This is a genomic window from Proteus myxofaciens ATCC 19692, from assembly GCF_001654855.1.
Lineage (GTDB): Bacteria > Pseudomonadota > Gammaproteobacteria > Enterobacterales > Enterobacteriaceae > Proteus > Proteus myxofaciens.
In genome coordinates this window covers 22875-48328 of sequence record NZ_LXEN01000098.1, presented here as the reverse complement: position 1 = coordinate 48328, position 25454 = coordinate 22875, and the positions used below count along the sequence as shown (strand labels likewise).

Annotated in this window: 24 protein-coding genes; 14 read left to right on the top strand and 10 right to left on the bottom strand. The window is 37.1% G+C overall.

Annotated features, from left to right (window positions below; all coding sequences use genetic code 11):
- Both M983_RS10655 and M983_RS10650 read left to right on the top strand, forming a co-directional pair.
- A partial coding sequence (locus tag M983_RS10655; protein WP_245684040.1) for a lysoplasmalogenase family protein occupies positions 1-303 on the top strand: 303 nt, incomplete at its 5' end.
- A gap of 181 nt (positions 304-484) precedes the next feature.
- Positions 485-2860, top strand: coding sequence for a zinc/cadmium/mercury/lead-transporting ATPase (locus M983_RS10650; RefSeq protein WP_066750190.1), 2376 nt, complete (start codon positions 485-487; stop codon positions 2858-2860).
- Between the two features lie 189 nt (positions 2861-3049).
- Here the strand turns inward: M983_RS10650 and tusA are convergent, their stop codons facing one another.
- Positions 3050-3304 carry a sulfurtransferase TusA gene (gene tusA, locus M983_RS10645; protein ID WP_066750188.1) on the bottom strand — a complete coding sequence of 85 codons (255 nt, stop codon included), beginning with the start codon at positions 3302-3304 and terminating at the stop codon, positions 3050-3052.
- A 217-nt stretch (positions 3305-3521) separates the two neighbouring features.
- Here tusA and M983_RS10640 point away from each other — a divergent pair, with 217 nt between their 5' ends.
- Both M983_RS10640 and M983_RS10635 read left to right on the top strand, forming a co-directional pair.
- Positions 3522-4193, top strand: coding sequence for a 7-cyano-7-deazaguanine/7-aminomethyl-7-deazaguanine transporter (locus M983_RS10640; protein ID WP_066750186.1), 672 nt, complete (start codon positions 3522-3524; stop codon positions 4191-4193).
- 215 nt (positions 4194-4408) lie between these two features.
- Entirely contained in the window at positions 4409-5512 is a 1104-nt protein-coding gene (locus tag M983_RS10635) for a glycerol dehydrogenase (RefSeq protein ID WP_066750184.1), read from the top strand.
- A gap of 152 nt (positions 5513-5664) precedes the next feature.
- Here M983_RS10635 and glpC read toward each other — a convergent pair whose 3' ends face one another.
- From glpC to glpA, 3 genes are read right to left on the bottom strand one after another with little or no spacing between them, the layout of a single operon-like run.
- Positions 5665-6858 carry an anaerobic glycerol-3-phosphate dehydrogenase subunit GlpC gene (glpC, locus tag M983_RS10630; protein WP_066750182.1) on the bottom strand — a complete coding sequence of 398 codons (1194 nt, stop codon included), beginning with the start codon at positions 6856-6858 and terminating at the stop codon, positions 5665-5667.
- Complete coding sequence (gene glpB, locus M983_RS10625) at positions 6855-8162, bottom strand: glycerol-3-phosphate dehydrogenase subunit GlpB (protein ID WP_066750180.1); 1308 nt, start codon at positions 8160-8162, stop codon at positions 6855-6857. Before glpB ends, glpC begins: the two co-directional genes overlap by 4 nt.
- On the bottom strand, positions 8152-9810 hold the full coding sequence (gene glpA / locus M983_RS10620) for an anaerobic glycerol-3-phosphate dehydrogenase subunit A (protein ID WP_066750177.1): 1659 nt from the start codon (positions 9808-9810) through the stop codon (positions 8152-8154). The genes glpB and glpA overlap by 11 nt, the downstream gene beginning before the upstream one ends.
- 378 nt (positions 9811-10188) lie before the next feature.
- On the opposite strand from glpA, the gene glpT reads away from it, so the two are divergent.
- Positions 10189-11541, top strand: a complete 1353-nt coding sequence (gene glpT, locus M983_RS10615) for a glycerol-3-phosphate transporter (RefSeq protein WP_066750175.1) — start codon at positions 10189-10191, stop codon at positions 11539-11541.
- 133 nt (positions 11542-11674) lie between these two features.
- Positions 11675-12748 (top strand): glycerophosphodiester phosphodiesterase, encoded by a 1074-nt coding sequence (gene glpQ, locus M983_RS10610; protein ID WP_066750174.1) that lies wholly within the window; start codon positions 11675-11677, stop codon positions 12746-12748.
- A 147-nt stretch (positions 12749-12895) separates the two neighbouring features.
- Here glpQ and epmA read toward each other — a convergent pair whose 3' ends face one another.
- Positions 12896-13873: an elongation factor P--(R)-beta-lysine ligase gene (gene epmA, locus M983_RS10605; protein ID WP_066750173.1), complete on the bottom strand. Its 978-nt coding sequence runs from the start codon at positions 13871-13873 to the stop codon at positions 12896-12898.
- A 910-nt stretch (positions 13874-14783) separates the two neighbouring features.
- On the opposite strand from epmA, the gene frdA reads away from it, so the two are divergent.
- From frdA to M983_RS10575, 6 genes are all read left to right on the top strand, one after another.
- Positions 14784-16580: a fumarate reductase (quinol) flavoprotein subunit gene (frdA, locus tag M983_RS10600; RefSeq protein WP_066750172.1), complete on the top strand. Its 1797-nt coding sequence runs from the start codon at positions 14784-14786 to the stop codon at positions 16578-16580.
- Entirely contained in the window at positions 16573-17310 is a 738-nt protein-coding gene (locus M983_RS10595; RefSeq protein WP_066750170.1) for a succinate dehydrogenase/fumarate reductase iron-sulfur subunit, read from the top strand. The genes frdA and M983_RS10595 overlap by 8 nt, the downstream gene beginning before the upstream one ends.
- 14 nt (positions 17311-17324) lie before the next feature.
- Positions 17325-17717 (top strand): fumarate reductase subunit FrdC, encoded by a 393-nt coding sequence (gene frdC / locus M983_RS10590; protein WP_066750168.1) that lies wholly within the window; start codon positions 17325-17327, stop codon positions 17715-17717.
- 14 nt (positions 17718-17731) lie between these two features.
- Positions 17732-18091: a fumarate reductase subunit FrdD gene (frdD, locus tag M983_RS10585; protein WP_066750166.1), complete on the top strand. Its 360-nt coding sequence runs from the start codon at positions 17732-17734 to the stop codon at positions 18089-18091.
- Between the two features lie 288 nt (positions 18092-18379).
- Positions 18380-18790 (top strand): DUF6088 family protein, encoded by a 411-nt coding sequence (locus M983_RS10580; protein WP_066750164.1) that lies wholly within the window; start codon positions 18380-18382, stop codon positions 18788-18790.
- A complete protein-coding gene (locus M983_RS10575; RefSeq protein ID WP_066750162.1) occupies positions 18787-19752 on the top strand; it encodes a nucleotidyl transferase AbiEii/AbiGii toxin family protein in 966 nt (321 codons plus the stop codon). Before M983_RS10580 ends, M983_RS10575 begins: the two co-directional genes overlap by 4 nt.
- A 38-nt stretch (positions 19753-19790) precedes the next feature.
- Here M983_RS10575 and sugE read toward each other — a convergent pair whose 3' ends face one another.
- The 4 genes from sugE to hydN all read right to left on the bottom strand — a co-directional run bounded on the left by sugE (position 19791) and on the right by hydN (position 21498).
- Complete coding sequence (gene sugE, locus M983_RS10570; RefSeq protein WP_066750160.1) at positions 19791-20105, bottom strand: quaternary ammonium compound efflux SMR transporter SugE; 315 nt, start codon at positions 20103-20105, stop codon at positions 19791-19793.
- 129 nt (positions 20106-20234) lie between these two features.
- Complete coding sequence (hybG, locus tag M983_RS10565) at positions 20235-20522, bottom strand: hydrogenase maturation factor HybG (protein WP_066750158.1); 288 nt, start codon at positions 20520-20522, stop codon at positions 20235-20237.
- Between the two features lie 8 nt (positions 20523-20530).
- Positions 20531-20872 carry a hydrogenase maturation nickel metallochaperone HypA gene (gene hypA, locus M983_RS10560; protein ID WP_066750156.1) on the bottom strand — a complete coding sequence of 114 codons (342 nt, stop codon included), beginning with the start codon at positions 20870-20872 and terminating at the stop codon, positions 20531-20533.
- A gap of 68 nt (positions 20873-20940) precedes the next feature.
- Positions 20941-21498 (bottom strand): electron transport protein HydN, encoded by a 558-nt coding sequence (gene hydN / locus M983_RS10555; protein WP_066750154.1) that lies wholly within the window; start codon positions 21496-21498, stop codon positions 20941-20943.
- A 389-nt stretch (positions 21499-21887) separates the two neighbouring features.
- Between hydN and M983_RS10550 the strand changes: the two genes are divergently transcribed.
- The gene (locus M983_RS10550) at positions 21888-23501 is read left to right on the top strand and encodes a sigma 54-interacting transcriptional regulator (protein WP_066750152.1); all 1614 of its coding nucleotides are present in this window, start codon (positions 21888-21890) and stop codon (positions 23499-23501) included.
- 172 nt (positions 23502-23673) lie between these two features.
- Positions 23674-24564, top strand: coding sequence for a 2OG-Fe dioxygenase family protein (locus M983_RS10545; RefSeq protein WP_066750151.1), 891 nt, complete (start codon positions 23674-23676; stop codon positions 24562-24564).
- A 17-nt stretch (positions 24565-24581) separates the two neighbouring features.
- On the opposite strand, the gene M983_RS10540 is transcribed toward M983_RS10545, so the two are convergent.
- Positions 24582-25358 (bottom strand): MurR/RpiR family transcriptional regulator, encoded by a 777-nt coding sequence (locus M983_RS10540; protein ID WP_066750150.1) that lies wholly within the window; start codon positions 25356-25358, stop codon positions 24582-24584.
- Between the last annotated feature and the right edge of the window lie 96 nt (positions 25359-25454).

Below are 25454 nucleotides of genomic sequence, written 5' to 3'. Positions count from 1 at the left end.
TTTGTCATTATTGCAGCCATTGTTGTATTAGCGATTGTATGGACTAAGCTCGATAAATTAGCCATTCCTACTTCAATAACCTTATTGGCAGGTTTTATTATGTTTTGGATTGCCGGTGAGAAATTCTTTTATTTAAGCAATGATCATAACTTATCGATCATGGTAGGTGCATTTTTGTTAGTACTTGCTTACTGTATATGGCTTATAAACCGTTTCCGTTTTTCTTTTTCTGCCTCTAAGGGACTTGTTAGTGCTTGTTATTTCCTAGGTCACTTTTTTATTGTTAGAGCGCTTTACTTGTAATTTTTCACCTCTTGTTTTTACTCATTAAAAGCAAGAGGCCTTTCTAATAACGGGATATATAGCAAAATAGCACTTTCTGCCAATTAATTTAGGGTGTTTGCCTTGACTCTGGACTCTACTCCAAGCTGTAAAGTAATTCTTAATCAATCGAGTTTACTTTGTGGAATAAGGAGAGCTAGTTATGACTAAACACGCTCATCAACACGATAATCATAAACATACAGAGGCTTGTTGCTCAAGTTCTCAATGCGTCTCTAACAATAAAAATACCAATAGTATGCACTCACATACTAATGATGATCATCCTCAAACCAAAATAGATAAAGGTGACCCTGAATCTGAAGACGAGCATCATCATTCTCATAATCACGAAGGTCATCACCACGACCATGGTGAACATGATTGTTGTGATAGCAATATTGAAATTGTTAATACTGAACCTGAAAAATTAGCTCAACAGCGCTTTAGTTGGAAAGTACAAGGTATGGATTGCCCTAGCTGTGCTAAAAAAGTAGAAACAGCAGCATTAAAAGTACCTGGCGTAAAACAAGCTAAAGTCCTATTTGCCACAGAGAAACTCGTTGTAGATGCTGATAGTGATTTACGAGCTGAAGTTATTACCGCCATTAATAGCGCAGGCTATTCTCTTTTCGATCTATCATCACCTGATGCGCAAAAACCCGAAAAGCAAAATTGGCTAAAAGAGAGTTCACTAGTCTTTATTTTAGCGATTTTGATGGCGATAAGTTGGGGTGTTGAGTTTATAGACCCTCAAGCTGGTCGTGTTGCTTTTATTGCAACAACACTGATTGGTCTATTTCCTATTGTTAAAAAATCACTCAAACTTATTCGTAGTGGTACACCATTTGCCATTGAAACATTAATGAGTGTCGCCGCTATCGGTGCATTATTTATTAATGCAACAGAAGAAGCCGCCATGGTTATCTTGCTGTTTATGATTGGTGAGATGCTAGAGTCTTATGCTGCGGGTCGTGCTCGCCGTGGTGTTAGCGCGTTAATGGCGTTGGTACCTGAAGAAGCGACACTTATCAGAAATGGTCAAAAACAAACCGTTTCAGTTTCACAATTACGCCCTGGTGATATTATAGAAATAGCACCTGGTGCACGTTTACCAACTGATGCTGAGCTTATCAATGATTTTGCCAGTTTCGACGAAAGTGCATTGACAGGGGAATCTGTTCCTGTAGAGCGTTTACAAGGCGAGAAAGTGGCGGCGGGTTGTTTATCGGTTGATCGCTCAGTACAGATGAAAGTAGTTTCTGAGCAAGGCCAAAATGCAATTGATCGTATTTTACAGCTAATAGAAGAAGCAGAAGAACGCAGAGCACCAATTGAACGTTTTATTGACCGCTTTAGCCGTTATTATACGCCGTTTATTATGCTATTTGCGGCACTCGTGATTATTGTGCCACCGCTTCTTTTTGCTCAATCTTGGGATACTTGGATTTATCGCGGTTTAACTTTGTTATTAATTGGTTGTCCTTGTGCATTAGTTATCTCAACCCCTGCTGCAATTACTTCTGCTTTAGCCGCTGCGACAAAACGGGGCGCTCTTATTAAAGGCGGTGCCGCTTTAGAGCAACTCGGTACCGTCAATACTGTTGCTTTAGATAAAACGGGGACTTTAACAGAAGGTAAGCCGCAGGTTACTGATATCATCGCAGAAACTGAATTTAATGAAAAAGAAGTACTGGCTGTTGCAGCAAGTGCTGAAGTTGGATCTCACCATCCTTTAGCAAAAGCAATTGTTAATAAAGCACAAGAAAATGGACTAGTTATTGTAGAAGCTCAAGATCGTAAAGCATTAGCAGGTAAAGGTATTGAGGGATATTTGAATCAGCAGCATATTCTAGTTAGCGCACCATCTCAACTAACTGAAGTTATCGCCCTTTCATCACAGTGGCAACAGCAAGTAGCCCGTCTTGAAAATGAAGGTAAAACTGTTGTTGTGGTATTGAGAGACCGTCAATTAATCGGTGTTATCGCTATGCAAGATACATTACGTAGCGATGCCATTGAATCAATGAAATTATTGAAATCAATGAATATCAACGCCGTAATGCTAACCGGTGATAATCCAAGAGCTGCAGCGGCTATTGCGCAACAATTAGGTATGGACTTTAGAGCAGGGCTATTACCAGAAGATAAAGTCACCTCTGTAATGGAAATCAGTAAAACACATAATACAATGATGGTAGGTGATGGTATTAATGATGCACCAGCAATGAAAGCCGCCACAATTGGTGTTGCAATGGGCAGTGGTACTGATGTCGCACTTGAAACCGCAGATGCCGCATTAACTCATAACCGATTAACTGGGTTACCTGAAATTATTCAGCTATCTCGCGCAACACGTAAAATTATTCGTGAAAATATTACTATAGCGCTTGGTTTAAAAGCCGTTTTTCTTGTGACGAGTTTATTAGGTATAACAGGTCTTTGGGTTGCTGTACTTGCTGATTCAGGCGCTACCGCATTAGTCACAGCAAATGCAGTGCGATTGTTAAGCGTAAAATTAAAATCTTCATCTCATTAATCTATTTTTTAACTAAAGAAAATCCCCAAGCATAAATGTAGACAAAGCTTGGGGGTTTTTATTGTTTTAATTTCAATAAATTAATTATGAAGATTTTGATTTATTGCCAGTAAAATACTTTTCAACAAAAATATATAATAAAGGAATAAAAAGAACAGTGAGGAATATTGAAGTTGAATAATAGAGAAATTATAAACCATTCTCTTTTTTACGAATAAGATAGTGATAAGGCGCAGATTGCGTTTCTTGTACCAATAGATCATGCTCCATAAAACGGCAAAACCCTGGAATATCACGTACAGTTGCTGGATCGTCTGCAATAATAAGTAGTGTTTCACCTGCTTGCATATTTCTTATTGTTTTACGCACTAGCATGACAGGCTCAGGACAACGTAAGCCTAGTGTATCTAATGTTTCGGTTGCATCATCAAATTGTGCATTCATTCTATTAACCATTATGTTTATCTATTTTTCACATATAAGTTGTTACTAATGTCACTATTATATCGTGTTTGTTATTGACATCACATGACTTTGCAATTACAGATTTTCTGATCTTTGCTTTTGTTGCGCAACAGGCGTATGATGCGCATCCTCTCAATGAGAGAATAACGTGTTTTATTGGGTTCCCTCACCCCAATCTTTAAAAAAGGTACAATTTATGTTTACGTTTACACCCCGCCAGAAAGCAGTGGCGCTATTATGGCTTTCGTTGTTTCATATCTTAATAATTACATCAAGTAATTATCTTGTGCAGTTACCTATCTCCATTTTCGGTTTTCATACCACTTGGGGCGCATTTACATTTCCGTTTATCTTTTTAGCGACAGATTTAACTGTTCGTATTTATGGTGCACCTCTCGCAAGGCGTATCATAACTGCTGTGATGATACCGGCACTCGCAATTTCTTACCTAATATCAACGCTATTCTTCCAAGGTAGTTGGCAAGGTTTTGGTTCACTTGCTGAGTTCAATATTATGGTGGCAAGAATTGCAACCGCTAGTTTTATGGCTTATGTGCTAGGTCAAATCATGGATGTTTCTGTCTTTAATCGATTAAGACAACAACAAAAATGGTGGGTAGCACCAAGTGCTGCAATGCTCTTTGGAAACCTGCTCGATACACTCGCATTTTTCTTCATCGCGTTTTATCACAGCACCGATCCATTTATGGCAGAAAATTGGGTTGAAATTGCGTTAGTTGACTATGTGTTTAAATTAACGATTTGTATGCTTTTCTTCTTACCCGCTTATGGGGTGTTATTAAACTTCATTTTGCGTTATTTTTTTGCTCAAGAAGATAAAAAACAAGCCTACGTTGAAATCCGTTAAATTTTATCTCATTCCCGCTATTGGGAATGAGATATCATATTATTTTCCTGTCACTTTTTTATTTATCTTTTCTTTAATATTGCACAAGTTCTTAGTCAACATTTCCACTATCAAATATGCTAAAATAGTAAATAGTAATCCAAGATATCAATGACACATTAATGTCTTACATACAGATTTTCGTTTGTTTCATGAATAAACAATAGGAGTCTTTTATGTTAAAAGTAATTCAATCACCATCAAAATATATCCAAGGTCCTGATGCGCTTTATCATATTGGTAAATACGCAAAACCTTTCGGTGATAGAGCTCTGATTATCGCTGATAAATTTGTAATGGAATTGGTCGGTAGTACAGTAAAAGATAGTATGTCGCAGTATGATGTTAATGGACACTTTGAAACTTTTAATGGCGAATGCACACACAAAGAAATTAATCGCTTAATCGAGATTGCCAAATCTCAAGCCTCTCTTGTTATTGTCGGTGTTGGTGGCGGTAAAACATTAGATACTGCAAAAGCCGTTGCTTATAAATGTCACTTACCTGTTATTATCTCACCAACTATTGCGTCAACAGATGCACCAACCAGCGCACTTTCTGTTATTTATACTGAGTTAGGTGCTTTTGATAGCTACCTTTTCTACCCTTCTAACCCTAATGTTGTTGTGATGGATACAAATATTATCGCATCAGCACCTGCTCGTTTACTGGTTTCAGGTATGGGTGACGCATTAGCAACTTATTTTGAAGCTAGAGCTTGTAGTAGTGCACAGAAAAAGACAATGGCTGGCGGTAAAACAACACTTGCAGCGCTTGCTCTTGCTGAACTATGTTTTAAAACCTTGTTGGAAGATGGTTACAAAGCCAAACTAGCAGTAAGCCGTGGTGTTTGTACTCCTGCTGTTGAAAATATTATCGAGGCTAATACTTATCTTAGCGGTATTGGTTTTGAAAGTGCAGGTCTAGCGGCTGCTCACGCTATCCATAATGGTTTTACTGCATTAGAAGAATGTCATGGTATGTATCATGGTGAAAAGGTCGCTTTTGGTACACTTGTTCAACTTATTCTAGAAAATAGCCCTCAAGAAGAAATTGAAACATGTCTTGACTTCTGTGCAACTGTCGGTCTTCCTATCACATTAGAAGAGCTAGGCATTACGGCAGAAGGCGATGATTTAAAAGAAAAAATCATGGAAGTAGCAGAGCTAAGCTGTGCTGAAGGTGAAACTATCTATAATATGCCTTTCCATGTTGATTCAGATAGAGTTTTTGCAGCTATCTTAACAGCCGATCAACTCGGTAAAGAGTGGCTTTACTAATTACTCAATCTTTTTAAAAAAGATAATTAATTAACAGGGAGATATCTCCCTGTTTTTGTTTATAGAATTCATATAAAAAGGGAATAAAATAAGATTTTATTCCCTTTATTGCTTGTTATCTAAATAATCAATTATCTTTTTTATAACGCTTTTTATAATGCTCTTGCAAGTAAACTGATTGGATGCTCACATTTTTTCGATGTCGACATCTCGATTTGCCATTTACAGGTTTCGCAATCTGTAATCACTAAATCACAACCACTTTCTTCTATTTGGCGAAATAGCCCAGCACCAATACCTTGAGCGACATCGTAATTCTCAGATTTAAAACCATAAGTTCCTGCAATACCACAGCATTGAGAATCAAGAACAATCACTTCAACACCGGGAATACGTTTGATTAAATCTATGGAATAAGCAGTCCAACCCATTTTTTCCATATGACAAGGTGTGTGATAAGCCACTTTTAGTGGTGTGTATTTTAACGGTAACTCACGCCCTTCTTCTAGTAAACGATAAATATAGCGGGTTGCTAACTCAATATTTTCACGAACTTTAGAAGTATCAATATCAAGAATATGCGGATATTCATCACGAATAGTAAAAGTACATGTCGATGATGTCGCTACAACAGGGATATTATTCTCAACAATTTTCTCTGTGAGTGACTCAAGATTAACGGTTGCCTGTTTCTTGGCTTGTTTAACAAAACCATTCGCAATTAATGCCACACCACAACATTTTTCACGTTTTAATAATTGCACGCCAATATTCATATGATTAAACACTTTCACCAAATCTTTCCCTAATTGAGGGTGATTATAGTTGGCGTAACACCCATGGAAAAAAGCAATTTGATCTTTAAAACGTGCTTGTTCTTGTGCTTGTTTTTTCATCCATGTTCTAAATGTACCAAACGAATATTTTGGTAATTCACGGCGATGATCGATTTTGAGTGTTTTATCTAAAATTTTACGTACGGGTTTAAGCCCTGTGATGGTATTCACAATCGGCGCCATTGGTGTAGATAGCGTACCCATTAAATCTGTATGACTTAAAATAGCATCACGTAATTTAGGTGTCTTAGGATTATAATTAAGCTTAGCTCGCGAAATGATATCCCCTATTTTCACATCAGATGGGCATGCTACTTCACAACGTTTACAGTTAGTACAATATTTTAATGCTTCATCGTAAAGCATCGGATCTTTTAAACGTAAGCGTTCACCATCAGGGCCTGCTTGTTTAGGACCAGGATAAAGCGGATTAACTTTGGCAACAGGGCAATAGGTTGTACATACTGTGCATTTAATACAACTTTCAAAGTTGCTATCCGATAAATTCATTGTGCTGCCTCCACAAATTCAGATGTGGTTTGTTGTGATTTATCATGTTGTAAAATGTGTTGAGCTGCATACAGCGCACTAATCATTGAAACACCCGCACCACAACCTTCGTTTAAAGGATCAAATCCACCTAATACAGCCCCTATTGCATAGACATTTTCAAGTGCTTGCCCATATTTCATTGGTCTTAAATCACTATCGCTATCAACTCCAAATCGCATATAAGGCTGTTTCTCAAAAACATTTTCTTGTGTCCATTCATTACGAGGTAACGTTTCTAGTAAATCTAATTCCATTAATGGCTCATAAATACGGTCAAATTCAGCAATTAAACCATTATTAAAGAAACTTCCCGTTGCTAATATCACATGATCACTTCGAATTGGAATATCGGTGTGATTTCGAGTATGAATTCCTACGACTTTATTACCTACAAGTTCAACATTTACAGCACGATCACCCGGCATGATTAAACCACCTGCATTTTGGAAGCGGAGCTTTAATGCTTGATGTAAACGAATGCCTAATAGCGAAGGCGGTAATGTCGGCAATAAGCAAATAGGCTTACCAACAAGCTTTTGTAGCAATGTGACAGGTTCTTCAGCATCTAAACCGATACAAGCAGGTAAAATAATGGCCTCGGCATCATTATCAATATGCTTAATCAGTTCATCAGCTAAAGCTTGAGTATTTTCTGGCTTATCTAAATAACGGGCGATATTTACCGCTCTAAATTCACTTGGGTTATCACGTAATCTATCTAATAAAGGTAAATGGATATGATACGCGGTTGCATCAAGCCCTTGTTCATTCAACGTGCCAGCAGCGAAGTTAGGCTGAAAATCTAAAAAACCTTCAATGCCAACTACCGCTAATTTTTTCCAAGGTAATGTCTTGCCAATACCATGAGTAGGTACTCTTTCAGGACTTAACCAACTCATACGAGAGCGACCTACAGGTGTAATTCGATAATGGTTTTCATCGCCATTACCTTTATAAGCAAGACCTTTTGTACTCGCTAATAGCGCCTGTGCTTTATCAATAAATAGAGAAACGTTTGATTCACCAATACGGCTATAAGGATGTTTCGGTGCTAATTTAGCAAGTGCTGATAACGCTTGTTTAGGTTGTGTTACTGTTGTGCCATCAGGTAAATGTGTTAATAAATCCAATGAGCCTGATGAAAAATGTAAGGCACTTTGTCCATTACTAATAATGGCACACGTTTTTCCTGCTTCAGCAAGGCTAATTCCCGCGGTTAATCCAGCAAGACCACTTCCTATAATGACAACATCAAATTTCATCATCTGCCTCCGCTGAAGCTGTATTTTCAATCATATCAGCATCTAAACCGCATAAACCTTGATAAACCCAACTGGTAAATTCGCTCTCACGTAATGCATTGCCCCATGCAATAGGACGAATACCTTTCCAACGTTCATTTAAAAAATGAGCGAGTTGTTGTTCAGAGCCATGAGGTGTGGTGACTTCTAAGCGATTAAGTAAACCCGCAGCGCGACAAGCACACAGCTCACCTTGGCAAGTTCCCATACCTACACGAGTACGGCGACGTAAATCAAGTAAGTTATTAACCGTTAAAGAATTAACGGCATAGCGAACTTCACCAGCGGTAACCGCTTCACATTCACAAACAAGACTTTTATCGATACGCTCATTACTGAGTAATTTATTCGCTAAATCGCCATGACGATATACCGCAGAACCACGAATTGGCGCAGGTAATGACACAACACTGCGTAATGCTTGCTCTGCTGATTGGCGAGAGCCTGGAAGCGCTTCTTCAGCCGTTGTACATTTTGCTGAAATATTGAGTTTTTCGCAGATTTTATCAGTAGCCCATTCCGCCATTAAGCGGTAGGTCATTAATTTACCACCTGTGATCGTAATAAATCCTTCTAATCCATCGCGTTGTGCATGATCGAGCAATACAATACCACGGCTTACATTACGACCAGAAGGATCGTCATCACTTGCGACTAAAGGACGAACACCTGCATAAGCGCGTAAAATACGTGTTTGCGCAAGTTTAGGCGCTAACATTGAGCCTTCTCGAATAAGAATATCGACTTCTTCAGGTGTGACATACATATTGTCGATTTCATCATAAGGAACACGTGTCGATGTTGTACCTATTAATGAGATAGTGTCACCAGGAACAAGAATATCGGCATCAGCAGGTTTACGGCAACGGTTAATCACCATATTATTTATACGATGACCTAAAATTAGTAAAGCACCTTTCGCTGGGAACATACGCACTTTTAAGTCGCCATATTCGGCAATTTTTTGTCCCCAAATCCCCCCTGCATTTGCAACAATTTGCGCGCGTATTTCATACATTTTTTGAGCATGATGATCATAAACGCGTACACCTTTAACACGATCCCCTTCGCGAATAAGCCCCATGACTTCATGATATGTAAGCACTTGCGCACCATGTTCACGGGCATCTAGCATATTAGCCGCAGTCAAACGAAAAGGATCAACAGTACCATCAGGTACTCTGACAGCACCTATTAAATTAGGGTTGACGGCGGGCTCTAAACGTAGCGCTTCTTCAGGTGAAATAGCTTGTGCATCAATACCGGCGATTTGGCAAGATTGAATAAAGGTTTGTTGAAATTCGAGTGAATCATCTGGCAAGGTAATAAACAAACCATCTGTTCTTTCGATACAGTGACGAGCAACTCGTTTTAAGATCTTATTTTCTTCAATACACTCTTTTGCTGATTCAGGATCTGTCACTGCATATCGTGCACCACTGTGTAACAACCCATGATTTCTACCGGTTGCACCGGTTGCAATATCGTGTCTTTCTAATAGGATACAGCGTAATCCGCGACGAGCACAATCTCTTGCCATGCCCGCCCCTGTGGCGCCACCACCTATAATAATGACATCTGTTTCTATCACTGGTGAACCGCTCATCATAGCGATGCCCTCTCACATTACATTCAGCAAATGCTTATTTATTATTTAGTATTAACTATAGGATATAAGATACACAAAAAATGTGGTTAATGTTTGATAATGAGCAATAACGAAACATATACGCTCATAAAAGAAAAATAAAAATGACTACTGTGATATAAGTCACAAATTATTTAACAAAAAACGTTTCAAAAAATTAACATATCACTCAAAATCACCCATCTTGAAAAATTATTCAGCAACTGAGTATTAGTTCACAGTAAATTTAGTTAAGTACGATTACTATAAAGTTCGATAAAGAAAATTTTAGATAACTTTATTGTTCGTTTTATCACTATTCAATATAGACATATTAAAATAAAGCCATCGGAGGCTAATATGTTAAGTCTGTTTAGACCTGCGCCACATAAAGCGCGTTTGCCAAAAGAGCAGATAGATCCTGTCTATCGCCGCTTACGTTGGCAGATCTTTATGGGGATCTTTTTTGGTTACGCTGCTTATTATTTAGTAAGAAAGAATTTCGCACTAGCAATGCCTTACCTTGTTGAAGAAGGGTTCTCTAAAGGGGAACTTGGCTTTGCATTATCAGGGATCTCAATTGCCTATGGTTTTTCTAAATTTATCATGGGATCATTCTCTGATAGGGCGAATCCTCGCTATTTCTTACCAGCAGGTCTGATCCTCGCTTCTATCGTTATGCTAGTGATGGGCTTTGTGCCATGGGCAACATCTAGCATCATGGTAATGTTCGTTCTGTTATTCCTGTGTGGCTGGTTCCAAGGTATGGGTTGGCCTCCTTGTGGTCGTACCATGGTTCACTGGTGGTCACAAAAAGAACGTGGTGGTATTGTTTCTATTTGGAACTGTGCTCACAACGTCGGTGGTGGTTTACCGCCATTACTGTTCTTATTAGGGATGGCATGGTTTAACGATTGGAAAGCCGCACTTTATATGCCTGCTTTCGCTGCAATTTTAGTTGCACTGATAGCATTCGCATTAATGCGTGATACACCGCAATCTTGTGGTCTTCCTCCTATCGAAGAATATAAAAACGATTATCCACCAGATTATAAAGCAACAGATGAACAAGAGCTGACTGCAAAAGAAATCTTTATGAAGTATGTTTTCCCTAACAAACTTCTTTGGATGATTGCGATTGCTAACGTGTTCGTTTACCTATTGCGTTATGGCGTACTCGACTGGTCACCCACTTATCTACGTGAAGTAAAACACTTTGCGATGGATAAATCATCATGGGCTTACTTCCTATATGAATATGCAGGTATTCCAGGCACATTATTATGTGGTTGGATGTCAGACAAAGTATTCAGAGGTAACCGTGGTGCAACAGGTGTGTTCTTTATGACACTAGTTACTATCGCAACTATCGTATTCTGGCTAAATCCAGCAGGTAATCCAAATATCGATATGGCATGTATGCTGATTATCGGTTTCTTAATTTATGGTCCTGTTATGTTGATTGGTCTGCATGCTCTTGAGCTTGCACCGAAAAAAGCAGCAGGTACTGCGGCAGGCTTTACCGGCCTCTTTGGTTACCTTGGTGGTTCTGTTGCTGCAAGTGCTGTTGTTGGTTATACCGTTGACTACTTCGGTTGGAACGGTGGTTTCATGGTTATGATCGGCGGTAGTGCTTTATCTGTTGTGCTCTTGCTTGTTGTAATGGTGACTGAAACCAAGCATAAGCGTGAAATGGCACAGAAATATCAATAATCACCATTTATTATTGATGAAACAGATAAAATCTCATCTCTAGAAAACTAAGCCATATCTGATAGCAGATATGGCTTTTTTATTGCCAACTGTACACGACATTATTGTCAGTAGAATTAAATGGAGCAGCGTTATGAGTACTTCGTTAAAACCCGTAGTTGCAAGCATTCTTTTAACTCTATCTTTAAGTGCTATTGCACAAACCACTAGCGATAAAGTTGTTATTGCCCATCGTGGTGCAAGTGGTTATTTACCAGAACACACGCTTCCTGCTAAAGCATTAGCTTATGGCCAAGGCGCAGATTATTTAGAACAAGATTTAGTCATGACAAAAGATAATGAACTGGTTGTTTTACATGACCATTATCTTGATAGAGTGACGGATGTTGCTGAACGTTACCCTAATAGAGCGCGAAAAGATGGTCGTTATTATGCTATCGATTTTACGCTTGATGAAATAAAGGGGCTGAAATTTACAGAAGGTTTCGACATTGTTGATGGTAAAAAAGTCCAAAGCTATCCAAATCGCTTTCCAATGGGAAAATCTGATTTTCGTATACACACATTTCAAGACGAAATTGAATTTATCCAAGGACTCAATAAATCTACAGGAAAAGATATTGGTATTTATCCTGAGATAAAAGCCCCATGGTTCCATGAACAAGAAGGCAAAGATATTACAACCAAAGTTCTTGAAGTTCTAAAAGAGTATGGTTATACGAAAAAGGACGATAACGTCTATTTACAGTCTTTTGATCCCAACGACTTAAAACGCATTAAGAATGAATTAATGCCTAAAATGGGTATGGATTTAAAACTGGTTCAATTAATCGCCTATACAGATTGGAATGAAACATATGAAAAACAACCTGATGGCTCATGGACCAATTACAGCTATGAATGGATGTTTAAGCCTGGTGCAATGAAAGAAATTGCTACTTATGCTGATGCAATAGGACCTGATTATCATATGTTAGTAGAAGAAAGCTCAACACCTGATAATGTGAAATTAACCGGTATGGCAGCTGATGCGCACGCAAACAAATTGTCAATTCATCCATACACTATTCGTGTTGATAGCCTTCCTAAATATACTAAAGATGGTGATCAACTATTCGATATTATTTATAACCAAGCTGGAGCTGAAGGTGTTTTCACCGACTTCCCTGATTTAGGGGTTAAATTTTTACAAAAACCAGCTAAATAAATCTTTATTGTGTATTAATCGATTATCCTACTCTTTGAATAAAAGGGTAGGATAATTATTTTTATAAAATGAATTATCTTTTAAAAAGAGTCAAAAAAAGAGAGCATATGCTCTCTTTTTCTATTTTATACGCTTTTTGCACGCTAATTATGCTCGATAGACAGGAAACGCAATCACATCACTTAATCGTTCAACGCCTAAAGCCAACATAACTAAACGATCAACACCTAAAGCGACACCTGAGCATTCTGGTAATCCTGCTTCAAGTGCTGCTAAGAAACGCTCATCTATCGGTTGTTCAGGTAATCCCATAGTTACACGTTGGCGATTATCCCGCTCAAAACGATGACGTTGTTCTTTAGCATCTGTTAGCTCACGAAAACCATTCGCTAACTCAACTCCTTTGAAATACACCTCAAAACGTTCTGCAACTCGATGATCTTCAGAGCTGATTTCAGCCAGTGAAGCTTGAGAAGCAGGAAAATGATAAATAAATGTTGGCTTTTCTAAGCCTATATTAGGTTCAACACCAGTGACAAAAAGTAACTGAAGTAACGTATCTTTATCTTCTTCAGTGTCAGCAATATTTGATACGTCGAGTTTTGCCGCTACTTCACGTAATTTTTCTTTATCTGCAGATAGGGGATCTATATCTAAATAACGCAAAAAAGCCTGTTGATAAGAAAGTGATTCAGAAGCTTCGCAATCTAACACTTCTTGTAGCAAATCATCAACTTCATTCATTAACCGATACATATCAAAACAAGGACGATACCATTCCAGCATAGTAAATTCAGGGTTATGATATCGGCCGGCTTCCTCGTTACGAAAGCAACGTCCCATTTGATAGATAGGCCCGCTATTTGCAGCCAAAAGACGCTTCATATGATATTCAGGGCTTGTCATTAAATAAAGCTTTAACCCCTGAGAAGCACCAGGCCCAACAAACTGGGTCTCAAATGGAACAAGATGAACATCGGTAACGGTAGCCTGACTCATCATAGGTGTTTCAACTTCTAACACACCACGATCAGCAAAAAAGCGCCTGATATTACTCACTATCTTCGCCTTTTTCAGTAAATTGGCGATTGAGGCGCTAGGCTGCCAATCCGCGATTTCACTCATGAACGAAAAACTCCAAAAGAAAACAAAGCGTGCAGTTTACTCGCATCTGCTACAACAGACAAATTTCTGCCTTAAATCCCACCCTTCATCTTTAAATAATGGTTTCTTTTTTGATAGAAAATAAGAAATACCAAAATAAATTAATATGTAAAAATAGCCAATTTCAGTATTCATAATCTAATTTTGCTTTTAGAAAAAATATAGGGAAAGATAAATTTACTTCACACACCTTAAATAAAAATAATTCTCTTTCTCATTTAACTTGATAACAAACTGCTAACAGTTTATTTATTTATAAATTATTTTTTAATAAATTTAAATTTAACTTTTCATTTAAAATGATATTTCTTGATGTCAATTATAATATCTTAAGAAATATTATTAATATTTTATTAACAATCAACAAGACAAATCGATTTGTTTTAGAAAAATAGTAAAGAAAATATTTTCATTATTAATTCATTATTTTATCAATTTATATTCTTCACAAAAGTAAAAAAAATATTTACCTATAAAAATCAATAAATAACAAAAAAGCATTATCATTTATAATTAAAACTATCTATACTTTAAAAAGCAGCTTTCAATACTCTCTCTATTTTTATTTTTAAAAATATACGTTATTACATATCTGGTTTTATTATTATTAAAACCTAGAAACCTTGGTATAGATCACACTTTTTTTATGAAATACGGCAAAACCATCATTCATATCAAATTTCAGTGACGTACATTTCGTTATACTAAAAATACAGTCAAAGATAATAAAGATGTTATCAAGCATAGTTGTAAAAGAGTTAAAGATTTACTATTGATAACGTAAAAAAATAGTACTAAAAAAATTAATAATGTCAGCGAATAGAATTCTAGACAATTATTCCAATTTTCACTTGAACAATGGAGAAGCGCAGTGCAAACCTTTAATGCCGATATCGCGATAATCGGAGCCGGGGGCGCAGGCTTACGAGCAGCAATTGCTGCCGCGCAAGCGAATCCTCAACTGAAAATTGCTCTGATCTCAAAAGTTTACCCAATGCGTAGCCATACAGTGGCAGCAGAAGGCGGATCAGCAGCAGTCACTCAGTCTCATGACTCCTATGACTTCCACTTCAATGATACCGTTTCTGGCGGTGACTGGTTGTGTGAACAGGATGTCGTCGATTACTTCGTTGAGCATTGTCCTACAGAGATGACTCAACTGGAACTCTGGGGTTGTCCTTGGAGTCGTAAAGAAGATGGGTCAGTCAACGTTCGACGTTTTGGTGGAATGAAAATTGAGCGGACTTGGTTCGCAGCCGATAAAACTGGCTTCCACATGCTACACACCCTCTTCCAAACTTCCCTAAAATATCCTCAAATTCAACGTTTTGATGAACACTTTGTTCTTGATATTCTCGTCGATGAAGGCCGTGCTCGTGGTCTTGTTGCAATTAATATGATGGAAGGTACGAAGGTTGAAATTCGTGCTAATGCCGTCATTATGGCAACAGGCGGTGCAGGACGTGTTTATCGCTATAATACAAATGGTGGAATTGTAACCGGTGACGGTATGGGTATCGCCTTACGTCATGGTGTTCCTCTGCGCGACATGGAATTTGTACAATATCATCCAACAGGCTTACCTGGCTCAGGTATTTTGATGACAGAAGGCTGCCGTGGTGAAGGTGGTATTTTAGTTAATAAAGATGGTTATCGTTACCTACAAGATTACGGATTAGGACCAGAAACCCCATTAGGTAAACCTGAAAATAAATATATGGAGTTAGGTCCTCGCGATAAAGTTTCTCAAGCATTCTGGCATGAATGGCGAGCTGGTCGCACAATTAGTACTCACCGTGGTGATGTTGTCTACCTTGATTTACGCCATCTTGGTGCGAAAAAACTCCATGAACGCCTACCGTTTATTTGTGAGCTTGCTAAAGCTTACGTCGGTGTTGACCCAGTTAATGAACCTATTCCTGTTCGTCCTACAGCTCACTATACAATGGGCGGTATCGAAACCGATCAACGCACAGAAACTCGCATTAAAGGCTTATTCGCCGTTGGTGAATGTTCTTCTGTAGGTTTGCATGGAGCTAACCGTTTAGGCTCTAACTCATTAGCTGAGCTCGTTGTATTTGGCCGTCTTGCAGGTGAAGAAGCCGCTCGTTGTGCTCAAGAAGCAACACCTGCAAATGCATCCGCACTTGAAGCTCGTACTCGTGATATTGAAGATAACCTTAAAAAATTGATGAACCAAAAAGGCTCTGAAAACTGGGCTAAAATCCGTGATGAAATGGGTGAATCAATGGAAGAAGGTTGCGGTATCTATCGTACACCTGAATTAATGCAAAAAACGGTTGATAAACTCGCTGAATTAAAAGAACGCTTTAAACATGTTGAAGTTAAAGATACGAGTAGTGTCTTTAATACTGATTTACTTTACAAAATTGAACTTGGTTTTGGCCTTGATGTTGCTGAATGTATGGCTCATTCTGCAATCAATCGTAAAGAATCTCGTGGTGCACACCAACGTCTTGACGAAGGGTGTACTGAGCGTGATGACGTGAACTTCCTGAAACATACTCTGGCGTTCTATAACCCAGAAGGTGCCCCTCATTTAGAATATAGTGATGTGAAGATAACGAAATCTGCTCCTGCTAAACGTGTCTACGGTGGTGAAGCGACCGCACAAGACAAGCAGAATAAGGAGAAAGCGAATGGCTGATGACATGAAGCACATTAAAATAGAAGTCATGCGCTATAACCCCGAAACAGACGAAGCGCCTTATTTCGTCGCATATGATGTCCCTTATGATGAGCAAACCTCATTACTGGATGCATTGGGTTATATTAAAGACAATTTAGCGCCTGACCTGTCTTATCGCTGGTCTTGCCGTATGGCGATTTGTGGCTCTTGCGGCATGATGGTTAATAAAGTACCTAAATTGGCTTGTAAAACGTTTATTCGTGAATATCCAGATGGTGTAAGAGTTGAGGCATTGGGTAACTTCCCTGTTGAGCGTGACTTAGTTGTCGATATGACTCATTTTATCGAAAGCTTAGAAGCGATTAAACCTTACATTATCGGTAATGATCGTAAGCCTTCAGAAGGTCCAAATAAACAAACTCCGGCTCAAATGGCAAAATACCACCAGTTCTCTGGTTGTATCAACTGTGGTCTTTGCTATGCAGCATGTCCTCAGTTTGGTTTAAATCCTGAGTTCATCGGTCCTGCTGCCATCACTTTAGCTCAACGCTATAATACGGATAGTCGCGACCATGGGGCAAAAGAACGTATGCCTCAATTAAATGGTGAGAACGGTGTTTGGTCTTGTACCTTTGTTGGCTACTGTTCTGAAGTCTGTCCAAAACATGTGGATCCTGCTGCTGCTATTCAGCAAGGTAAAGCAGCCAGCGCGCAAGATTTTGTTATTGCAATGCTCAAGCCACGTTAAGGAGGAAACAAGACATGACAACAAAACGTAAGCCTTATGTTCGTGGCATGCAACCGAACTGGTGGACAAAACTAGGATTCTATCGTTTCTATATCACCCGTGAAGGAACTTGTATTCCACAACTTTGGTTCAGTCTGGTTGTATTGTTTGGTGTATTTGCACTGAAAAATGGACCTGAAAGTTGGGCGGGATTTGTTGGATTCCTGAGCAACCCAATTGTAATGCTAATAAACATCGTAACTCTTATCGCAACACTATTTCATACTGCGACTTGGTTCAAACTTGCACCAAAAGCGGTGGTTATTGTTGTTAAAGATGAAAAAATGCCTCAAGAACCTATCGTCCGTGGTTTTTGGGCTGTCACTATCGTGGTTACTGTCGCTATTCTGGCAGTGGCGTTAATTTAACCCAGGAGGGAATAATGAATCAGAATCAACTTCCTAAACGCTCTGATGAACCTATTTTCTGGGGATTATTTGGTGCAGGTGGTATGTGGAGTGCGATTATTTCTCCAGCAATTATCATCTTGCTCGGTATCCTAATCCCTATGGGTATTGCGCCAGAAGCATTTACTTATGAACGTATTATGGCATTTAGCCAAAGCATTATTGGTCGCCTGTTCTTACTGTTAATGATAATTCTGCCAGTTTGGTGTGCATTACACCGTATTCACCATACTTTACATGATTTTAAAGTGCACGTACCTGCAAGCAAATGGGTCTTTTATGGTGCTGCTGCTATTATTAGCATCGTTGCTATCATTGCGGTCGTTACACTGTAATTAATATATCAAATTAAAAGCCACTTAATTGAGCTATCCTCCTTTTTAGGATGGTTTAATTAGGTGGCTTTTTTATTTATAGCAAAACGAGAAGACATTCGTAAAAAAGGTCATAATACTTATATTAATAAGCTCATAATTTAAATAAATAATAATAATAATTTATTATCAATAAATTACAGTTATTATTTTCATATTTATGCCGTATTTTTTATTTTATAAATGCCGTATTTCTTCTCATTTCGCTTTCTTTGCTGTATGCTTTTCATACACAAAAGGAGGTGCATAATGACTGCAGTACATCAAATAAGCCAAAAATTGAAGCGTTCAAGGCGCTATGTCTTTGAACGTAAAGATTTTGAAAATATTGCTAGCTATGATCAAATTGGTCGCGCTCTTAATCAATTAATCAAGCAAGATGAATTGATGAAAATCGGATACGGACTTTATACTAAAGCACGAAAAAATAGCCTAACAAAACGGTTAATGCCAACCCATCCAGGAGGTACTGACGCAATTTTACGTGAAATCTTAAAAATGAAAGGCGTTAACTTTGAAATAGATCCTCTATCTTTACAAAGTCTTTCTGGTAATAGTGCACAAATTCCTTCATCAGTGCGATATTCGTGGGATACAAAACTATTTAATCGCAAATTAGTTATTGGTAATCGGTTACTCACTCCACTAAGTTACAAATGAAAAAACTAAAAAATCAATTTCTAGAAGTTTCCGATGCTTTAGCTCTAGGAAATCCAGCTATTCCTGAAAAGGATTACTGGGTAGTAGCTTTACTTGCAGAGTTAGAAAAACTGAGTTTTGACACACATCAAATGGTATTTTCAGGTGGAACAGCACTAACTAAATCCAATATAAAGATATTTAGAATGTCGGAAGATGTTGATATAAAACTTATTCCAACAGATAGATTTAACTCATATAGTCGCGAGAAACGTAAAGCAAAACGCAAAGCTCTAATACAAAAATTAGAAGAGTCTCTAACTCGCCAAACAAGCCATTTTTCTATTGAAGAAAAAATAGTTCGTGATGAATATCGCTACATCGAATATGAACTAAAATACCCACAACAATTTAGCCAAGCTCCTTATTTACGTCCAATCATAAAATTAGAACTGGTAGAGACTATACTTTTAGTTCAAGCGGAGTTTCGTAGTATTCAATCATTAGTTGCACAACTTTATCAGCAACCTCAAGAGGTCAATAAATTTGCTTGTTCCTCTATACAATCAACATTGATAGAAAAAATTATTTCTATGTTACGGCGTACCATGCTAGTTAAACGAGATCCTAAACGTAAAGATGATCCTACTTTGGTACGCCATATATACGATATATATTGTATTGATATGAAACAACAATTTGATTTTAAATCCTTTATTCCTCTTTTTCAAAAAGTGCTACAAGAAGATATAAAGCGTTTTGGTAATCAACATGCAGAATTTGTTAATAATCCGATTAAAGAATTACAACTAGGTTTACAAGAATTAGAATCCAACCTTATATATCACCAACGATTTACAGACTTCGTAACTCCAATGGTATTTAGTCCAGAAACACCTCAATACGATATTTGCTTTGCTTCATTTAAGACAATCTCTCAGCGATTAATCGATAATAATTTGAATAAACACGAGATTATTTAATATTTGAGGATTACTTTTTTATGAAAAAATTAATGCCATCAACTCGCTAATTTAAGCCCAATAATACCGACAATAATCATGGCTAAACTCAGTAAACGATAGATATTTGCGGATTCACCAAAAACTAAAATACCAAAAATTGCGGTACCAACAGCACCAATCCCAGTCCAAATAGCATAAGCGGTACCTGCGGGTAATCCTTTCATTGCATAAGAAAGCATTCCCATACTCACAATCATTGCACTCACAGTGATAATGCTTGGTGTTAGACGTGTAAAACCATGGGTATATTTAAGTCCTACAGCCCAAACGATTTCCAATAAACCAGCAATAAAAAGAATAATCCAAGGCATAACGTTCCCCTATTAAATCATTGGGGTCGTCCCCGGAATAAAAGCAGAAAGCTGGGTCGTCCCAGCTTCAAAGAATTGAAAGTAAAGTATAGAAAAAAGCTATCTATCATGCAATAGATGAAAAATCATTCAAATTTGGGCACGAGCTTGTTCGCCATAAAGAAACGCATTTACATCCTCTTCGACTTCGCCCATAGCAAGCAACGCATCGAGTGTTGCTTTTGCTTCGTCTTCATCAACAATACTCATAGCAAAACCAACATGCACTAATACCCATTTGCCTATCATCGACTCTGTGTTTCCTTCACACACAAGCGCAATATTCACTTCTCTTTTTACACCACAAACATCAACAATGGCATTATCAGTGACAGATTTTCCTACTTCAACAACTTGACCTGGAATACCAAGACACATAATAACCCCTATTCAATTTCTATTTGCTTGATACGCATTGCATCGTCGTTCTCAACACGTAAATTTTGACTGCCGCATAAAGGGCAGCCAGCATCAAACTTAGCGACAGTCACAACTTCATGACAATCCCAACACCATGCTTTTGCTGGGATCACATCAATATTGAGCTGGCACCCTTGAGCTAGAGTGTCTCGACAAACAATTTCAAAACAAAATTCAAGTGCGCTAATTTCAACGCAAGATAGCGCACTAATTTCCATCCATACGCTTTTTACTTTTTGCGCATGATTTAATTTTGCCTGTGAATCGATAATCTCAAATGCGCTTTGACAAAGCGTAATTTCATGCATTTCGCTATCCTATCTAAGCTGCAACCATAGTCACTATAGTAGCAGTAGAGAATTGCTTAATCGTTATCTTAGAACAACAAATCAGCACCACTTTCAAATGCAGCTCGACGACGACGTTCTTTTACCATTTCATCAAGCGCGTCTCTATCAATACAGACAAGCGCTTGTGTTGGGCAGACTTCAATACAAGCAGGTCCTTCTTCTCTGTGATGGCATAAATCACACTTATTCGCTTCCGCTTTAAAAGCTTCAATAGTATTTAAGGCTGTTAATTTACGCATAACAGGTCGAGAAACCACTTCCATCGTGCCATAAGGACATGCAATTACACAGGTTTTGCAACCAATACATTTTTCCTGATCAACATAGTAATAATCTTTATTATGAATTATGGCACCATTAGGACATACATTGGCACAAGGAGCATCTTCACATTGGTGACAAACTACTGCGGTACTAATGGTAAAGCCTTTAATGACATGGATACGTGGCTGAAAATTTTGCTCATTAATTTGCTCAATCGCTAAGTTATCCTGCTCTGCTTGTTGATGGGAAACAACACAAGCCACTTCACAAGTATGGCAACCAATGCATTTTTTAGGGTCTGCAATGATGAAACGGTTCATCATATTCTCCTGCTATTTGTTATATATGGCGATAAACGCAACGCATAATTCTAATTAACATGTACAATTAGAATATCAATAGATTAAAGCTAGCATTGTTCATGCCAATATATTTTTCAGGGAACTATTCTTTATTTTTCAATTAAATAATTCTTAAATAAAAATGATTATTAATTAGAAAAAGTCACTTCGTCAATTTATTCGACATTTTTGACGATTAAATATTTAGTTATATAATTAAACACATAACGATTTGATAGTTTTATATTTTCAAGCTTTATCATTTATAAAAAAATAGCCGTCTGGATCAATAATGATTCAGTCATTGATATAATTTTAAAATAAACCTATTACAATATAGCTAATTTTTTAGGGCAATCGGTGGTGTCATGAAATTAAGCAGTAACAATGCTGAAACTATAGAGAGCCTTCGTAATGAGCGAAACCAATATCGTATATTGGTTGATATTACCAATTCGGTATTAGCTCATTTAGATATGGATGGTCTCATTTGTGAAGTTTCTAAAGAAATACATCGTTTTCTTGGACTTAATCATATTAGTCTCATGCTATGCCGTACACCATCACAGAACAGTAATGAAGCGATACTCTATTCTAGCCGTTATCAAACGGGAAAATCAGTCATTCGTCAGCAACGCAAATTTAATAGCGCAAATAACAAAGCTGAAGAAATTATTAACCAAAATAATCCGGTCTTGATTGATATAAACAAAGAAGATCAAGATGATGTGTTGATAAAACGCCTTGTGAAACAAAATATGCAAACGGCACTATTGTTGCCACTTGCATTTAATCGAAAACCACTTGGTTTATTAATTTTGGCACATGAAGACAGTGCTATTTTTACAGAAGATACGTGTCATTTGCTGCAACAAATCGCTGCACGTATTGGTATCGCCATTGAAAATGCAGCTGCTTATGAAGAAATCACACATTTAAAAGATAGCCTGAAAAATGAGAATATTTGGCTTAACGAACAAATAGATAAAAATGCCTGTTTTAGTGAAATAATTTATCAAAGTGCAGCTATGCACAATGTATTGGAACAAATTGAACTTGTTGCGCGAAGCGATAGCACTGTACTTATTTTAGGTGAAACAGGAACAGGTAAAGAGCTTATTGCTCGTGCCATTCATCGCCTAAGTCAGCGTAAAAACAAAACGATGATAAAGATGAATTGCGCTGCTGTACCTTCAGGCTTATTAGAAAGTGATCTTTTTGGTCATGATAAAGGGGCGTTTACAGGTGCAACAAGCGCTCATATTGGCCGATTTGAAATGGCAGATAAAAGCACTCTATTTCTTGATGAAATTGGTGATATGCCAATTGAATTACAACCTAAACTATTACGCGTATTGCAAGAAAGGGAAATAGAAAGACTAGGTGGTAATAAAGTTATTCCCGTGGATGTCAGGCTTATTGCAGCAACAAATAAAGATTTACATGAATTAACCGATGAAGGCGAATTTAGAGAAGATCTTTACTATAGACTTAATGTTTTTCCTATTATTATTCCGCCATTAAGAGAACGCCCTGAAGATATTGCGTTATTAGCAAAATATTTTACGCAGAAAATAGCACGTCGTATGGATAGACAAATTGACTGTATTCCAGCACAAGCATTAGAGCAATTAACACATTATCCGTGGCCTGGTAATGTTCGTGAACTAGAGAATATTATCGAAAGAGCTGTTATTTTAACAAGAGGCTCTACATTAAACCTACAATTAAAAGAATTACATATAAATAAGCCATCTCGTTTAAAGCAGGTGTTTTCTGAGCCTTCTTCGCTTGAAAGACGAATGCAAACTCATGCACCAGAAAATGATGAAGCAGAAAGGGATCGTATCATTCAAGCATTAAGAGAAACAAATGGTGTTGTCGCAGGAGCGAGAGGAGCCGCATTAAAATTAGGATTGAAAAGAACAACATTATTGTCTCGAATGCAACGCTTAGGTATTTCTATTCCTGAAATCCTTTAATTGAAAAATGATTAACACCTAAATGTAAAAAGAGTGTAATTAATTTATTACACTCTTTTTTTATTAATTTGAAGTTTCATTATCTCTATATATAATTTAATAATTAATAATAATTTTATATTATCAAGTAAATATTATTAATATAATAAATTATCAATGGAGTATATTATATATGAATACCCTACTTATAGATAAAATCCAAAAAATAAAAGAAGAATATAAAAAAAATAAATATGTTTTCATTTCTCAAAATACAGTTATTGAATTAATAAAAGGATTAGGTGCTCAAGATAAAGATATTAATGAACTATCTGAATACGGTGATTATTTAGCCCAAGACCCTACTCTTTCATTTCGCCATTCACGTACAGGTCGTTATCTTTTTGATAATGAAGAAAAAAATATTTCTCGTTTAGAATATCAACCTTTTGTATTAACAAAAGAAGATGGTTTTATTAGAGAAGATAGTGGTGCTAAGCGACACTTTAGGGCGATTGATGATCGTTGGCAATTTAATACTGCTTATCAGGCTTTATTGAAATTAAAGATGTTATTAATTCAAGATAATCACTTCACGCCTCGTCATACAAGTAATGCAAAATCATCAAAACTGCTTTCAACGGTATTCCACTTAAGATTAATTGCACAACCTGATTCTTTAAGTGAACTGTCTATTGAAGGTGTTCATCAAGACGGTGTTGATCATACGATGATTATTATGGCGAATAAGAATAATGTTAAAAATAACTCAGGTGCAATACGTGTTCATACTACTGAAGAGCCAATAGGGACTCCTTGGCAAGATGTTAACCCATCAAATATTCTTTATGAGCATAACAATGCGCAATATCTCGATATTCTTTTAGTCGCTGATAATGAATTAAATCATAGTGGTACACCTATTTTTACTGATGATAATAAAAAATCAGCTTATCAAGATTTTATTATTATGCTATCTCGTCATCCAAGAGTGGAATCACACCCTTCTTATCAGTTTGATTCGACTAATTTACACCCTGATTTACCATTAACTGTTCAATTATCAGAGACAGAATTAATATGATAATGAAAAAGTAATATTTAAAAACGACGGGCTCGGCTGAGTAACAAATCAATAATTAAAATTAGATTTGATTCAAAAGACGAGCTCTCTATCGTATCACTTTGATAATTAACAGCATCGTCATAAATAGGGAAATGAATATCGGCAAGCTCTGCTAATGAATTTGCATTAGCGCGAGTAAATACTACGATTTTCATTCCTATACTTTTCGCAATCTTGGCCTTTTCTACAACTTGCTCTGTTTCTCCACTACGAGAAATAGCAATAAAGACAGAGTAGCGAGAGGCATTATTAATAAAGATATTCTTACTATCACTTAATCCGGATAAAAAGGCATCTTTACCAATAAGTTGTAAGCGTTTACTGATGTATTCTGAAAATATATGAGATAAACCAGCACCATAAATAAAAAATGAGTTCTTTCCATTAATTAAAGAAGTAAATTCATTTTTACGGACTTCAGGAATAAGCGCAAATGTCTTTAAATAATTTTCTAAAAAGAGTTCAAACAAAGGCTCTGTAGTTTGGTTTTCTTCAAAAGTAAGTGAGTGTGATTGTTCAAAAGATGATAAAAGTTGTTTACAGTAGTAAATTAATTCACTGTATCCAGAAAATCCTAACTTTTGGCAAAGGCGCATAACCGTTGTTGTAGAAACAAAGTTTATTATCGCTAATTGTCGAATAGTAACATTACCTATTTGACTAGGATTATCAATAAGATAAGAGAGAATACGATATTCTGCGCGAGTTAATCCTGTGGCTCTTGATAGTAAAGGTGATAATCGGGCTGCCATATCTATTACCTCATTGATGCATCATCCTTATTACATAAAAGGAAAATGCTGTTCTGATGATAGAACAGCATTTTATTAGATTACCCATTAACAGCA